The 15,210-nt window shown below is 73.6% G+C and carries 10 protein-coding genes; 3 read left to right on the top strand and 7 right to left on the bottom strand.

The features are described from left to right. Positions 1-8 precede the first annotated feature (8 nt). Both JT721_RS04535 and JT721_RS04530 read right to left on the bottom strand, forming a co-directional pair. Complete coding sequence (locus tag JT721_RS04535; RefSeq protein ID WP_205471729.1) at positions 9-695, bottom strand: SWIM zinc finger family protein; 687 nt, start codon at positions 693-695, stop codon at positions 9-11. Then, the gene (locus tag JT721_RS04530; RefSeq protein ID WP_205471728.1) at positions 695-3,421 is read right to left on the bottom strand and encodes a DEAD/DEAH box helicase; all 2,727 of its coding nucleotides are present in this window, start codon (positions 3,419-3,421) and stop codon (positions 695-697) included. The genes JT721_RS04535 and JT721_RS04530 overlap by 1 nt, the downstream gene beginning before the upstream one ends. Before the next feature lie 94 nt (positions 3,422-3,515). On the opposite strand from JT721_RS04530, the gene JT721_RS04525 reads away from it, so the two are divergent. Both JT721_RS04525 and JT721_RS04520 read left to right on the top strand, forming a co-directional pair. Next, positions 3,516-4,007, top strand: a complete 492-nt coding sequence (locus JT721_RS04525; protein WP_205471727.1) for a glutathione peroxidase — start codon at positions 3,516-3,518, stop codon at positions 4,005-4,007. Positions 4,008-4,076: 69 nt separating this feature from the next. Beyond that, complete coding sequence (locus JT721_RS04520) at positions 4,077-5,588, top strand: DHA2 family efflux MFS transporter permease subunit (protein WP_307827884.1); 1,512 nt, start codon at positions 4,077-4,079, stop codon at positions 5,586-5,588. Positions 5,589-5,670: 82 nt separating this feature from the next. Here JT721_RS04520 and JT721_RS04515 read toward each other — a convergent pair whose 3' ends face one another. From JT721_RS04515 to JT721_RS04505, 3 genes are all read right to left on the bottom strand, one after another. Next, positions 5,671-6,726 carry a dihydrodipicolinate reductase gene (locus tag JT721_RS04515; RefSeq protein ID WP_205471726.1) on the bottom strand — a complete coding sequence of 352 codons (1,056 nt, stop codon included), beginning with the start codon at positions 6,724-6,726 and terminating at the stop codon, positions 5,671-5,673. 44 nt (positions 6,727-6,770) lie between these two features. Further along, complete coding sequence (locus tag JT721_RS04510; protein WP_205471725.1) at positions 6,771-7,661, bottom strand: LLM class flavin-dependent oxidoreductase; 891 nt, start codon at positions 7,659-7,661, stop codon at positions 6,771-6,773. Between the two features lie 70 nt (positions 7,662-7,731). Beyond that, a complete protein-coding gene (locus JT721_RS04505; RefSeq protein ID WP_205471724.1) occupies positions 7,732-9,810 on the bottom strand; it encodes a RecQ family ATP-dependent DNA helicase in 2,079 nt (692 codons plus the stop codon). A 213-nt stretch (positions 9,811-10,023) separates the two neighbouring features. On the opposite strand from JT721_RS04505, the gene JT721_RS04500 reads away from it, so the two are divergent. Further along, the gene (locus JT721_RS04500) at positions 10,024-11,565 is read left to right on the top strand and encodes a fibronectin type III domain-containing protein (RefSeq protein ID WP_205471723.1); all 1,542 of its coding nucleotides are present in this window, start codon (positions 10,024-10,026) and stop codon (positions 11,563-11,565) included. Between the two features lie 19 nt (positions 11,566-11,584). Here the strand turns inward: JT721_RS04500 and JT721_RS04495 are convergent, their stop codons facing one another. Continuing rightward, positions 11,585-12,034: a pyridoxamine 5'-phosphate oxidase family protein gene (locus JT721_RS04495; protein ID WP_205471722.1), complete on the bottom strand. Its 450-nt coding sequence runs from the start codon at positions 12,032-12,034 to the stop codon at positions 11,585-11,587. Further along, positions 12,031-13,995 (bottom strand): M13-type metalloendopeptidase, encoded by a 1,965-nt coding sequence (locus tag JT721_RS04490; protein ID WP_205471721.1) that lies wholly within the window; start codon positions 13,993-13,995, stop codon positions 12,031-12,033. Before JT721_RS04490 ends, JT721_RS04495 begins: the two co-directional genes overlap by 4 nt. Positions 13,996-15,210 lie beyond the last annotated feature (1,215 nt).

Genomic DNA, 15,210 nt, shown 5'->3' with positions numbered 1-15,210 from the left:
CCGACGGCTCAGAGCAGGTGGTCGACGTCGCGGCCCTCGGCCAGCAGCTCCAGCGCCCGGGCCGCGCGCAGCGCGGCGTCGACCCCGGTGTCGAGGTCGTCGGGCGGGGCGTCGTCGGGGTCGGGCGACCCCTCGCGCTCGTGCAGCCGGGCGAGCAGCTCCTCGCGGGGGACCCCGCGCAGGTGGAGCAGCACGAACGGGTCGTGCTCGACCAGCCAGGTGAGCTGGAGCAGCACGGCGAGCGCGTGCGCGCACGGGTCGGCCCACGCCTCGCAGGTGCACGCCGAGCCGAGCTCCCCGCCGTAGGGCAGCAGCTCCACGCCGGCCTCCTCGGCGTGCTCGACCAGCGCGTGCGGCAGGTCGCCCGACAGCAGCGCCGCGATCCGGCCGGCCTCGGCGGCGACCGCCTCGACGAAGGCGTCGACCGACCCGTCGTCGAGCACCGGCAGCGAACCGCTCAGCGTCCATAGCCCGTCGGCGTCGTCGACCGAGGCGACGTAGCGGCCCGGCTCGACGAGGACCTGGCCGACGTGCCCGCCGCGGGCCAGCGTGCGCGCGGCGACCAGGTCCTCCTGGTGGTACGCCGCCTCCTCGACCGCACGCAGCCACGCCTTGCCCCACCACCGCCGGGCCCAGGGCCCGCGCCGCGGCGGCTGCCGGGGGTGGACCACGGCGCGCGGGGCGGCCTCGGTCATCACGGCTGCTCCCGCGGCGAGGCGTCGGGGCGCAGGGTGACCAGGTCGCGCAGGTCGGCGTTGCTGAGCTCGGTGAGCGCGCCCTCGCCGCGGGCGAGCACGGCGTCGGCGATCCCGCGCTTGCGGGTGAGCAGCTGGCCGATCCGCTCCTCGATGGTGCCGCGGGTGACCATCCGGTGCACCTGCACCGGGCGGGTCTGCCCGATCCGGTAGGCGCGGTCGGTGGCCTGGTCCTCCACCGCGGGGTTCCACCAGCGGTCGACGTGGACGACGTGGTCGGCGCGGGTGAGGTTGAGCCCGGTGCCGCCGGCCTTGAGCGAGAGCACGAACACCGGCACCTCGCCGGCCTGGAACCGGGCCACCATCGCCTCGCGCTCGCGCACCGGGGTGCCGCCGTGGAGGAACTGGTGGGCGACCCCCGCGGTCGAGAGGTGGCTCTCGAGCAGGCGTGCCATCGCGACGTACTGGGTGAAGACCAGCACCGCGCCCTCCTCGGCCAGCACGGTGCCGAGCAGCTCGTCGAGCAGGTCGAGCTTCTCGGAGCGGCCGGTGAGCCGCACGGCGCCGGACTGCTTGAGGAAGTGGGCGGGGTGGTTGCAGATCTGCTTGAGGCCGGTGAGCAGCGCCAGCACCAGGCCGCGGCGGGCGTGCTCGTCGGCCCGCTCGATGCGCTCCATCGAGTCGCGCACGAACGCCTCGTAGAGCACCACCTGCTCGCGGGTCAGCCCGAGCAGGTGGTCGGTCTCGGTCTTGGGTGGCAGCTCCGGGGCGATGCCGGGGTCGGACTTGCGGCGGCGCAGCAGGAACGGGCCGATCAGGTCGGCGAACTGGCGGCTCTTGGCGCTGTCGACCCCGGCCTCGATGGGAGCCGCCCACGCCTTGCGGAAGGCGTTGCGGCTGCCGAGCAGGCCGGGCGTCGCCCAGTCGAGGATCGCCCACAGCTCGGTGAGGTTGTTCTCCACCGGCGTGCCGGTCAGCGCGACCCGCGCGGTGCTGGGGATCGCGCGCAGCCCGCGGGCGGTCGACGACTGGGGGTTCTTGACGTGCTGGGCCTCGTCGGCGACCACGAGGTCCCACGGCACGGTGGCGAGCTCGGCGTGCGAGACCCGCATGGTGCCGTAGGTCGTGAGCACGAACCCGTCGCGCACCCCGGTGAGGGACCGGCCGCCGCCGTGGAACCGGCGCACCGGCGTGCCGGGCGCGAACCGCTCGATCTCGGCCTCCCAGTTGCCGAGCAGGCTGGCCGGGCAGACCACGAGCGTGGGGCCCGCCGCGCCGTGGTCGCGCCGGTGGAGGTGGAGAGCGATCAGCGTGACGGTCTTGCCCAGGCCCATGTCGTCGGCGAGGCAGGCGCCGAGCCCGAGCGAGGTCATCTCGGCCAGCCAGGTGAGCCCCTGGCGCTGGTAGTCGCGCAGCGTGGCGGTGAGCGCGGCCGGCACCGGCACCGGCTCGCTGGTGGCGGCGTTGAGCAGCCGCTCGCGCATCTGCAGCAGCGAGGCGCCGACGACGACCTGCTCCTCGACGTCATCGACCTGCACGCTGCCGGTCAGCGCGGCGGCGACGGCCTGCGCCGGCTTGACGGTGCGGATCAGCCGCTTGCGGGCCTTGCGGGCGACCGCCGGGTCGACCACGGTCCAGCTGCCGCGCAGCTTGAGCACCGGGGCCGCGCTCTCGGCCAGCCGCCGCATCTCCTCCTCGGTGAGCGGGTCGCCGTGCAGCGCCACCTGCCAGGAGAAGGAGAACAGCGCGTCGGTGCCGAGCAGCGGGTCCTGGAGCGGCTCCTCGTGGGGCTGGGAGCCACCGCGCGGACGGGCCTCGAGCACGGCGGTGGCGGTGAGGTCGCGGCCCAGGCTGCGCGGCCAGAGCACGTCGACGCCGCGGGAGCGCAGCGCGCCCACGCCGTCCTCGAGGAGGCTGACGATCTCGTCGGTGTCGAGCACCAGCTGGTCGGGCACCCGCAGCTCGAGCAACCGGTCGAGCACCGGCCACGCCTCGGCCGCCGCCCGCAGCGCGATAGTGGCGTGCACCCGGGCCCGGTGGCCGAACCCGTGCTCGGCCGGGGTGCCGGTCCACAGCACCGCGGCGTCGCAGAGGTGGAGCGGGTCCTGCTCGTCGTGCACCTGGAGCACCAGGCGCACCGAGCCCGCGACCAGCTCCTCCTCGTCGGCTTCGACCCGCAGCGAGATCCGCACCAGCTGCGCGAGGTCGGCCTCGGCCGGCTCGTCGGCGCGCGCGATCCGGCGCTGCAGCCGCTCGCTGAACGACTCCCGCGGCGCCCGGTCGGTGGGCGCCACGGCCGGCCGGGTCAGCACGGCGCCCGGACGCGGGGCGGCGCGCGGCACGGTGTCGGCGACGGCGTCGAGCAGCGCCCGCACCACCGCCTCGGCCGCCACGGCGTCGAGGTCGTCGTAGGTGCGCGAGGCGGCGAGCAGCCGCACCCGCTCGGCGTCGTCGGCGTCGCGGACGACCATCCGCCAGCTCGGCGACCCCTCGGCCGGCTCGAGCTTGCCGGCGGCCACCATCCGCAGCCCGAGCAGCGCGGCGCCGGACAGCAGGCCGACGCTGGGGTGGAGGTCGTCACGGCTGTGAGCCTTGGTGAGCACCGGCAGCGCCGCTCGGATCGGCAGGCTCACCGTCCGCCGGTCGTCGGTGAACTCCACGACCCCCTCGCGCGGCGGGTCGGCCGGGTGGAGCACGGCCGTGCCCGTGACGGGGACGAAGCTCACGCGGGTGCTACCTCCGAGGGGTGGGGACCTCAACCTAACGCCGGGCGCCGACGGTTGGTTCCGGGCCGAGTTCCGTGCTGGCTAGGCTCGGCCCATGAGCATCCTCGACGCACCGATCGCCCGCCTCGACGGCTCCCCCGCCACCCTCGGCGAGATCCTCGGCGGCCGGGCGGCGCTGCTGGTCAACGTCGCCAGCCGCTGCGGGCTCACGCCGCAGTACGCCGGCCTCGAGGCGCTCCACGAGGAGCACGGCGACGCGGCGTTCACGGTCGTCGGGCTGCCGTGCAACCAGTTCCTCGGCCAGGAGCCGGGCAGCGCCGAGGAGATCGCGGAGTTCTGCTCGGCGACCTACGGCGTGACGTTCCCGATGACCGAGAAGATCGAGGTCAACGGCGACGGCCGGCACCCGATCTACGCCGAGCTGACCGCCGCCCCGGACGAGAACGGCGAGACCGGCGACGTGCGCTGGAACTTCGAGAAGTTCCTCGTCGACGGCGACGGCGCCGTGGTGGCCCGGTTCAGCCCCCAGGTCGAGCCCGGCGACCCGGCACTGGTCGCGGCGGTGCGCGGGGTCGCCGGGCCGTGACCAAGCCCACTCCTGGTAGGCCGGAAACTCGGAGGCGGAGGACCAAGACCCCGCTTTAGGGTGGGGCGAGTGACCACGGACCTGCAGCCCGACCCGCCCGGCTCCCCCGCTCCTGACGACAGCGCTCATGACGACAAGCTCGACCGCGCGACCCTTGTGGTCGCGGGCGTGGTGGTGCTCGGCGCCATCATGTCGATCCTCGACATCACCGTCGTCTCGGTGGCGCTCGAGACCTTCCAGCGCGAGTTCGAGGCCACCGCCGCCCAGGTGGCCTGGACGATGACCGGCTACACGCTGGCGCTGGCCACGGTGATCCCGCTGACCGGCTGGGCGGCCGACCGGTTCGGCACCAAGCGTCTCTACCTGGCCGCGGTGGTGCTCTTCACCCTCGGCTCGGCACTGTGCGCGCTCGCGTCGTCGCTGGAGGTGCTGGTGGCGTTCCGGGTCGTGCAGGGCCTCGGTGGCGGCATGCTGATGCCGCTCGGCATGACGATCCTGACCCGGGCCGCCGGCCCGGAGCGGGTCGGCCGGGTGATGGCCGTGCTCGGCGTACCGATGCTGCTCGGTCCGATCCTCGGCCCGATCGTGGGCGGCGCGCTGATCGACGCCGCCTCGTGGCACTGGATCTTCCTGATCAACCTGCCCATCGGCGCCGCCGCGCTCGTCTACGCCTTCCGGGTGCTTCCCAAGGACGAGGTCGAGCCCAGCGAGACGTTCGACTGGCTCGGGGTGCTGCTGCTCTCTCCCGGCCTGGCCGCGCTGTTGTTCGGCATCTCGTCGATCCCCGAGGCACGCATGGAGGACGGCACCATGTGGACCTTCGAGGTCGTCGCCTTCTCGCTCCTCGGCATCCTGCTGGTCGCGGGGTTCGTGCCGTGGGCGCTCAGCCACCGCAACGCGCACCCGCTGGTCGACCTGCGCCTGTTCGGCAACCGCACCCTGACCGCCGCGGTCATCGCCAACACGGTGTTCTGCATCGCGTTCTTCGGGGCCGGGCTGCTGTTCCCGCTCTACTTCCAGGGGGTGCGTGGCGAGGACGCCCTCCACGCCGGTCTGCTGCTCGCGCCGCAGGGGCTGGGCGCGATGCTGACGATGCCGGTCGCCGGCGTGCTGGCCGACCGGATCGGGCCGGGCAAGGTGGTGCTCACCGGCATCGTGGTGATCGTGATCGGGCTCGGCGCGTTCTCGACGCTCGGCGCGGACACGTCGTACCTGTTCCTCATGGCGAGCCTGTTCGTGATGGGCCTCGGCATGGGCGGCACGATGATGCCGATGATGTCGGCGGCGCTGGCCACGCTGAAGGCCCACACCATCGCGCGCGGCTCGACGCTGATGAACATCGTGCAGCAGGTGGCCGCCTCGATCGGCACCGCGGTCTTCACGGTGCTGCTGACCAACGGCGTGCAGAACAAGGTGAACCTCCAGGCCGCGCCGGGTGTGGTCGACAGCCAGCGGGCCGAGGTCTACGGCGACGTGTTCCTCGTGGGCGCCGTGCTCACCCTGCTGGTGCTGGTGCCGGCGTTCTTCCTGCCCCGGCGCAAGGTGGCCCAGGTCGACCCGACGGTGCTCGTCGGGCACTGAGCCCGCCGTACCGACCCACCGGCCTGGCCGGCCCGGCCGCACGGGCCCTGGTGACGCCCGCCCCCCGCCCGGGGGGCGGGCGTCAGACGTTCGCGCGCCCGGTGATCGGCGGCAGGTCGGCGAGCGTGACGATGCCGGGCGGCGCGGCGACGACGTGGGGGACGGCGTTGGTCACCGGCATCGCGGTGTAGATCATCCCGAGGTCCATGAACCCCTCGGTCCAGTCGCGCGGCGGCAGGCAGTGGATCACCGTGCGCATGTTGGGCACGCCGAAGACCTGGATCACGTGGCCGTGCGCGAGCGGCTTGGGCGGCACCACGTGCTGGCCCATGGTCCAGTTGAAGCCGACCGAGACGACGTTGCGCTCGCCCACCCAGCCGCGGTGGTAGCCCATCACGCCGGCCACGGTGCCGGCCGGGATCGTCATGAAGCCGAGGTCGCTGTCACCGGTGGCGGCGGTGAACTCCACGTCGAAGGTCATCCGGTCGAGCGTCACCCCGAGCGCGTCGGCCATCATCGCGGCCGACTCGGCGAACACCTCGCTCTCCCGGCGCACCGACTCGGCCAGGCCGGGCGTCGCGGGGTCCTGGGAGAAGCCCATGGCGGTCTGGGTGCCGGCGCTCTCGTAGGTGGAGCAGTCGACCGACTCGGTGATCCGGATTTCGTCGACCCGCTCGCACGAGCCGCTGAGCACCATGCCGACCAGGTTGGTCATGCCCGGGTGGGCGCCGCTCCCGAAGATCGACGACCCGCCGGCCGCACAGGCCCTGCGGATCCGGTCGAGGTCCTCGGGCGACTGCTTGCCGCCGGTGATCCAGGCCGCGCTGGTGCACACGTTGACGCCGTTCTCGAGCAGCACGACGAGGTGATCGATGCTCGGCCACAGCGGGTTGTAGCAGCAGGCGTCGGCCCCGAGGGCGGCCAGGGCGGCGACGTCGTCGGTGGCGAGCACGCCGGTCGGCTCGGGCCAGCCGCACAGGTCGGCGGCGTCGATGCCCACCTTGTCGGCGCCGTGGGCGAAGACGCCGGCCAGCTCGAGGTCGGGCCGGGCCAGGATCGCGTGCAACGAGCGGCGGCCGATGTTGCCCGTCGTCCACTGGATCACGCGGAGCGGGCGGTCGAGCGCGGGACGGGCCATGCCGGCAATCTAGAACCTGTTCTAGTCGCCGTCCAGGGTGTTCGTCACCCGCGCAGCCGGGGCAGCACGTCGGCCGCCACCTGCTCGAGCACCGCCTCGGTGCCCCGGTAGGGCTCGTCGGGCCGCGGCCAGTGGGTGACCAGGTCGGTGAAGCCCAGCTCGGCCACCCGGCCGGCGAGCTCCTCGAAGAAACCCACGCTCGACAGCGCGTAGCGACCCTCCCCCTCGCCCAGGTGGGGCGTGGAGTCGGTCTCGACGTAGCGCCGCACGCCCGCGGGGTCGCGGCCGGCGGCGGCCAGGGCCTCGTCGTACGTCGCCACGGCGGTCGCCAGGCCGGCCAGCCAGGCCTCCAGGTCGGGCGCCGCGGGCGGGCCGGTGGTGATCCAGCCGTCGCCGTGGCGGGCGGCGAACCGCAGCGAGCGCGGACCGTTGGCGGCGACCAGCAGCGGGGTGCGGGCGAGGCCCGGCAGGGTGCGGGCGTCGGCGGTGGCGAACCAGCGGCCCTGCGTGGTCACGTGGTCGCCGTCGCGCAGCTGCTCGAGCACGCCGACGAACTCCTGGAACCGGTCGACCCGCTCCCGGATAGAGAGCGGCTCGCCGCCCAGCAGCCGGCTGTCGAGGTCGCCGCCGGTGCCGACGCCGAGCAGGAACCGGCCGTCGCTGATGTCGGCCAGCGCCTGCACGTCGCGGAAGAACGGGTAGGGGTGGCGGAAGTTCGGGGCGGCGACCAGGGTGCCGAGGCCGATCCTGCTGGTCAGCCCGGCGGCCGCGGCCAGCGTCGGCACGCTGCCCGCCCACGGCGACTCCGGCAGCCCGCCCCACACCAGGTGGTCGTAGGTCCAGGCGTGGTCGAAGCCGAGCTCCTCGGTCGCCCGCCACCGCGGCGCCGCCTCGGCCCACGGCAGGTCGGTCAGGATCGTCAGCCCGAAGCGCATGGGCCGAGCCTAGGGGGTGTCGAGTCGTCGTTACTCGTGACGGGTAACGACGGCTCGGCGTGGGGCGCAGTCAGTTCTGGGCGGCGAGCACGAGCGGGAGCACGGCGCTCGCGCCCGCCGACCGGATCGCGCGGGCGGCGAGGGTGAGCGTCCAACCGGTGACGGTGAGGTCGTCGACCAGCAGCACCCGGGCTCCCACGGGCACGTCGGCGGCCAGGGCGTGGCGGCGGCCGACGGCGGCCACCCGCTGGGCGGAGTTCGCCTGACCGCGGCCGGGCTCGACGTCGGGGTCGACGATCGCGAACCGGCCCAGCACCGGCGCCCGCAGGTAGCGGGAGAGGCCGTCGGCGAGGTCGGCGGTGAGCGTGGGCCGGGTGGCCGACTCGACCACGACGATGCCGTCGACGGCCGGCCGCCAGTCGTCGAGCATCGCGACCACGGCCCGCACCAGACCGGTCGGCACCGGACCATCGGCGGTGATGGGGCGGAACAGCTCGCGCAGCGCCTGGCCGTGGCCGAGGTCGGTCAGCCGGGCGACCGCACGACCCTCCTCGGCGCCGTCGTCGATCTTGCCCTTGAGCTCGATGCCGAGGTTGGCGAGCGCGGTGGGCCACATCCGGCGCGGCTCGACCGGCACGCCGGGCCGCGAGAGCCGGGCGCCGGCCTCCTCGACGGCGCCGGCGGAGACCGTGGTCGGGAGGTCGAGCCCACCGCAGTTGTCGCAGCGCCCGCAGTCGGCGGCCTCCGGGTCGTCGAGCTGCTCGCGCAGGTAGCGCATCCGGCACTCGGTGGTCTCGAGGTAGCGCAACATCGCGTCCTGCTCGCGCTGCCGGGCCTCGGCCACCCGCTGGTAGCGCTCCTCGTCGTAGGACCACGGCCGGCCGGTGGCCTCCCAGCCGCCGCGGACCCGGCGGGCGGCACCGTCGACGTCGAGCACCTTGAGCATCTGCTCGAGCCGGCTGCGGCCGAGGTCGACGTAGGTCTCGAGCGCCGCGGTGCTCATCGGCCGACCGGCCTCGGCGAGCACCTCGAGAGTCTGGCGCACCTGCTCCTCGCGCGGGAAGGAGAGCGAGGCGAAGTAGGCCCAGATGTCGCGGTCCTCGAGCGCGGGCAGCAGCACCACGGTCGCCTCGTCGGTGCCGCGGCCGGCGCGGCCGACCTGCTGGTAGTAGGCGACCGGCGACTGCGGCGCCCCCATGTTGACGACGAAGCCGAGGGTCGCGTCGAACCCCATGCCGAGCGCGCTGGTCGCGACCAGCGCCTTGACCCGGCCCTCGACGAGGTCCTGCTCGAGGGCCTGCCGCTCGGTGGTCTCGGTCTGCCCGGAGTACGCCGCGACCTGGTGGCCCCGGGAGCGCAGGTAGTCGGCGATCTCGCGGGTGGCGGCGACGGTGAGGCAGTAGACGATGCCGGAGCCGGGCTGCTCGGCCAGGTGGTCGGCGAGCCAGGCCATCCGCTGCTCGGCGGTGCGCAGCCGGACCACGCCGAGGCGCAGCGACTCGCGGTCGAGCGAGCCACGCAGCACCAGGACGCCCTCGCCGAGCTGCTCGGCGACGTCGGCAGTCACCCGGGCGTTGGCGGTCGCGGTGGTGGCCAGCACCGGGATGCCGGCGGGCAGCTCGTCGAGCAGGGTGCGGATCCGGCGGTAGTCGGGCCGGAAGTCGTGGCCCCAGTCGGAGATGCAGTGGGCCTCGTCGACGACGAGCAGGCCGCAGGTGGCGGCGAGACGGGGCAGCACCTCGTCGCGGAAGCCGGGGTTGTTGAGCCGCTCGGGGCTGACCAGCAGCACGTCGACCTCACCGGCGGCGATCTGGTCGTGGATCGGCTCCCACGCCTCGATGTTGGTGGAGTTGATGGTCACCGCGCGGATGCCGGCCCGCTCGGCGGCGGCGATCTGGTTGCGCATCAGCGCGAGCAGCGGGCTGACGATCACCGTCGGCCCGGCACCCTGCGAGCGCAGCAGCAGGGTGGCGACGAAGTAGACCGCCGACTTGCCCCACCCGGTGCGCTGCACCACCAGGGCCCGGCGCCGGTCGACGGCCAGCGCCTCGATCGCCGACCACTGGTCCTCGCGGAGGACGGCGTCGTCGCGGCCGACGAGCGCGCGGAGGTGGGCCTCTGCAGCGTCGCGGACGGTGGTGGTGGTCATGCGACGTGTCTACCAGCGGGCACCGACCGGCCGGGCGCCCCTCCACAGGGCGACACCCGCTGGTCGAGCAGCGAGCGCCAGCGAGCGTCGTCGAGACCCCGTGAGCCGACAACCCTCCCGTCCCCACCGGAGGGTCTCGGCCGGCTCGGGTTTCGAGACAGTCGCTAGCACGACTTCCTCGACCAGCGCGGCTCCTTGGGGTTAGCGTCGAGCATGCGCCCTCGTCTGAGCGCTTGGCCGCTCGCGCTTGCCCTGGTCTTCTCCTCCCTGCTGCTAGTGCCGGCCTCCCCAGCCGCCGCGGCCGACGTCCCGGGCCTGGTTCCGGCCGGGGTCTCGGTCGACTGGCCGGCGCAGACCATCACCCTGACGTGGGGCGAGCCGGCATCACCGGGCGCCGGTCCGGTGACCGCCTTCGAGGTCAGGCTCGACTCAGGCGTGTGGACCGTCTTGTCCCCGACGACCCACACCCACACCTTCACCGACGTGAGCCTTGCCGACCACGGCGTCGCCGTGCACGCTCGCAACGCCCTGGGTGCGGGGCCCCAGACGCTCGTGCTCGTGGAGAAGCCAGTACCTTCAGCGCCGACCGCGGTGAGCGCGGAGGTCGTGAGCGGCACCGCCGCACGGCTCCACTGGGCCCCGCCCGCAGAGGATCGTGGGCTCCCGGTGACCGGCTACCGCGTGCGCACTCCCGCCTGCGTCACCTGCCCGCCCGATTCCGGCTGGAGGCCGCTCCTCCCCGCGACGCAGCGGTCGTACGAGTTCACCGGCCTGATCGCCGGAGCGCGCGCGACGTTCGAGGTGCAGGCCCTGAACGCGGCGGGCGCCGGCCTGCCCGGTTACGCCGAGGCCACGCCGCGCGGCCTGCCCACAGCGCCGACCAACGTCAGGGCCGAGCGGTCCGGCGCCCAGCTTCGCGACGTCAAGGTGGACTGGGCCCTGCCGATCGACCCCGGCGGCGACGCCGTGCCCCAGGTCCGGCTCGACGACGGTGCCTGGATCGCCGTCCCGGAAGCGGGCGCCGGCGATGCGTACCCCCTCACCTACACCTTCCCGCAGCAGTCACCCGAAGCCCACACGGTCGCCGTCCGGTACGTCAACAGCTTCGGCACTGGCCCCGAGGCCTCGGCCCAGGCGGCGGGGCTGGCGGGGTCGACGCCGCCGCGCGACCTCTTCCATGCGATCGCACCCTGGGGCGATGTCGGCGTGGGCTGGCAACCACCGGCCACGCCCGGCCCGGGACCGATGCGCTACCTGGTGCGCCTCGACGGCCAGACCTTCGGCTCGACCGGCCTGACGGGGGTCTGGATCTCGGGGCTGGCCCCGGGCAGCAGCCATGTCGTGACGGTGGTGGCGGTCAACGGAACGGGGTTGGAGAGCGCTCCGGCCACCATCGGGTTCACGGTGCCAGGAGGCCCCGATCCCTCACCGCCCTCGGCTGCTGCCCCACCAGCGGCACCGAGGGTCACCGACGTCGCTCCCGGCGCCGTCGGTGGCAAGCGCTCGGCACGCGCGCGGTGGCGCCCCCCGGCCGCAGTCCCGGGCGCTCCCGTCACGGGCTACCGGGTCTTCGCGCGACGCATTGCCCCCGGCGGTCGGTTGCTCGCCACCCGCCGGTCGAAGAGCCTGGGGCCGCGACAGCGTTCCGTGTCGATGACACTGCCGAAGGGCCGTTGGGTCTTCCAGGTGCAGGCGCGCAACCGGGCCGGGTGGAGCGAGCTCAGCGCTCGGTCGACCCCTGTGCGACCTCGCTGACCCCAACCAGCGCGGGGCGTCAGGTCAGCCACGCGCCGTCGCGCATCAGGGTGCGCCCGGCGATCTCGTCGGCCTCCCGCCAGGCCTGCACCCGCTCGGGCCGCAGCACGAGGTAGACGTAGCCGTCGCTGCCGCGCGGGTCCCAGTCGGCCTGCGCGGCGTACGCCGCACCGAGCGCGTCGTCGGTGCCCACCGGCACCGCCCGCTCGAGCACCGCATCGACCATCGTCACGTCGCGGGTCGGGCCGACGGCGACCCGGGCCCGCCCCGACGCCCGCAGGTCGCGGGCGGTGCGCGACGACTCCTGCACGGCGACCACCAGCCGCTCGCCTGTCCAAGCCAGCGACAACGGCACCAGGTGCGCGACGCCCTCGGGGGAGGCGGTGGCGACCCAGCAGTCGACCTCCGACTCGGCCCACCGGGCCAGGGTGTCGGCCCGACGGGTCGCCCGGTCCCGCGGGCCGGTCACCAGATGCGCACCCGGTCCGCGGGGTCGATCCAGAGCCCGTCGCCCTCGGCGGTGCCGAAGACCTCGTGGAACTCGTCGAGGTTGCGCACGATGTTGGCGCGGAACTCCGGCGGGCTGTGGGGGTCGACGGTGAGGTACTGCTGCTCCTGCTCCTTGCGGCGCTTGGTGCGCCAGATGTAGGCCCAGTTGAGGAACAGGTCGCGCCGGCCCTCCAGCGTGGCCGCGCCGCCCTGCGAGGCGACGTAGGCCTTGTGGCCGATCGTGAGGCCGCCCAGGTCGCCGATGTTCTCGCCGACGGTGAGCTGGCCGTTGACGTGCTCGCCCGGGAGGTTGCGGGGCTCGAAGCCGTCGTACTGCTCCACGAGCGCCTTCGACTTCAGCTCGAACGCCGCCTTGTCGTCGGCAGTCCACCAGTCGTCGAGGTTGCCGTGGGCGTCGTACTGGGCGCCCTGGTCGTCGAAGCCGTGACCGATCTCGTGGCCGATGACCGCGCCGATGCCGCCGTAGTTCTCGGCGGGCGTCGCGTCGGGCGAGAAGAACGGCTTCTGGAGGATCCCGGCCGGGAAGCAGATCTCGTTGGTGCCGGGGTTGTAGTAGGCGTTGACGGTCTGGGGCAGCATGAACCACTCGTCGCGGTCGACCGGCGAGCCGATCTTGGCCAGCTCGCGGTCGGTCTCGAACGCCGCCGCGGCCGCGACGTTGCCGATCAGGTCGTTGGGGCTGACCTGGAGGCTGGAGTAGTCGCGGAACTTCTCCGGGTAGCCGATCTTGGGACGGAAGGTGTCGAGCTTCTCGAAGGCCCGCTGCTTGGTCTCGTCGGTCATCCAGTCCAGCGACCGGATCGACTCGCGGTAGGCCTCGAGCAGGTTCGCGACCAGCTCGTCCATCATCTCCTTCGACGACGGCGGGAAGTGGCGCGAGACGTACTCCTTGCCGACCGCCTCGCCCATCGCCCCCTCCACCAGGCTGACCCCGCGCTTCCACCGGGCCCGCAGGTCCGGGGTGCCGTTGAGGGTGCGGCCGTAGAAGTCGAAGTTGGCCTCGACGAAGTCGTCGGTGAGGTAGGGCGCCGCCGCGCGCAGCACGTGGCTGAGCAGCCAGACCCGCCACTGCTCGATCGGCACGTCGGTGAGCACGCCGGCGAGGTGGGCGAAGTACGACGGCTGGCGCACGCACGTCTCGAACAGCAGCTCCTCGGCGCTCACCTTGGAGGCGCTGAGGTTGGTGACGTAGGCGCTCCAGTCGAACGACGGGCACAGCTCGCGCAGCGCGTCGAGGGTGAGCAGGTTGTAGGTCTTCTGGACGTCGCGGGTCTCGGCGCGCTCCCAGTGCCCCTCGGCGAGGCGGGTGTCGATCGCCAGCACGGTCGCGGCGTCCGCCGCCGGGTCGGTCTGCCCGCCCAGGGTGAACAGGGTGGTGAGGTAGCCGACGTAGCTCTCGCGGATCTCGGCGAACTTGTCGTCGCGGTAGTAGGACTCGTCGGGCAGCCCGAGCCCACCCTGCGTCAGGTGGAAGAGGTAGCGGTCGGAGTCCTTGGCGTCGGTGTTGACGTAGGACCCGAACAACCCGTGCCCGCCCGCCCGCTCGAACTCGCCGAGGAACGCCGCCAGGTCGCGCACGTCGCGCAGGTTGCCGACCGCGCTCAGCAGCGGCCCGATCGGCCGCAGTCCCTTCTTGCGGATGCTCGCCTCGTCCATGAAGGACGCGAACAGGTCGCCGATCTTGCGGGCGTCGGGGCTGAGCTCGGGGTCGCCGCGCAGCGCGGCATCGGCGAGGTCGGTGATGATCGTGTGGACGTGCTCCTCGGCCGCGTCGGCCAGCTGGACGAACGGCCCCCACGAGGCGCGGTCGCCCGGGATCTCCGCCTCCGCCAACCACCGCCCGTTGACGTGCCCGAAGAGGTCGTCCTGGGGCCGGACGTCGTGGTCGAAGCCGTCGCGTGCGTCGTCGAGGATGCTCACTCCGCGATGCTAACGACCCCGAGGTGGTCCGCCGAACGCCCCGGCACCCCTGGTTGAGGAAGTCGCGCTAGCGACTGTCTCGAGACCCCCGCCAGCCGAACGCCCTCCGGTGCCCCGCGCTGGTTGAGGTGCGAGCGAAGCGAGCCTCGAAACCCACGCACCCGAACGCCGACCGTCCCCACCGGAGGGCATTCGTCCCACCGGGTCTCGAGGCTCAGGCCTAGCGGCCTTCGCACCTCGACCACCGCCACCCACCGGTGGTTGAGGAAGTCGCGCTAGCGACTGTCTCGAAACCCCCGCCGGCCGACCGCCCTCCGGCGCCCCGCGCTGGTTGAGGTGCGAGCGAAGCGAGCCTCGAAACCCCCGCACCCGAACGCCGACCGTCCCCACCGGAGGGCTTTCGCCCCACCGAGTCTCGAGGCTCAGGTCAAGCGGCCTTCGCACCTCGACCACCGCCACCCACCGGTGGTTGAGGAAGTCGCTAGCGACTGTCTCGAAACCCCCGCCGGCCGACCGCCCTGCGGCGCCCCGCGCTGGTTGAGGTGCGAGCGAAGCGAGCCTCGAAACCCCCGCACCCGAACGCCGACCGTCCCCACCGGAGGGCTTTCGTCCCACCGGGTCTCGAGGCTCAGGCCTAGCGGCCTTCGCACCTCGACCAGCGCCACCCACCGGTGGTTGAGGAAGTCGCGCTAGCGACTGTCTCGAAACCCCCGCCGGCCGAACGCCCTCCGGCGCCCCGCGCTGGTTGAGGTGCGAGCGAAGCGAGCCTCGAAACCCACGCACCCGAACGCCGACCGTCCCCACCAGAGGGCTTTCGTCCCACCGGGTCTCGAGGCTCAGGCCTAGCGGCCTTCGCACCTCGACCAACGCCCGGCGGTCGGCTCACCGGGTCTCGACGACGCTCGCTGGTCGACCAGCGGTGCGCGCCCGACCCACCCGCCGGAGTGCCGCGCCACCGGGCACGGAGGCGGCGGAGCGACGGGCGGCGTTCGGCACGTAGACGGCGGCGTGGCGCCGCAGCGAACGCCGGGGAACCGCAGGGCAGAGTCCGGCGACACGGCAACGAGTGCCGAACGACGTCCGGCGCGCAGCAGCCGCAGTGCCCCACCCCCGCGCGGCACCCCGCACCCACCAACCAACCACAGTCACCCACGCCCCGGATCACACCAGCCGGAGTCAGCACCCGCCCGAGCACTGTCGGCGGAGTCGCCCGCT

Source organism: Nocardioides sp. SYSU D00038, from assembly GCF_016924665.1.
In the GTDB taxonomy this organism is placed as follows: Bacteria; Actinomycetota; Actinomycetes; order Propionibacteriales; family Nocardioidaceae; genus Nocardioides.
This window is presented reverse-complemented; position numbering and strand designations above follow the sequence as displayed.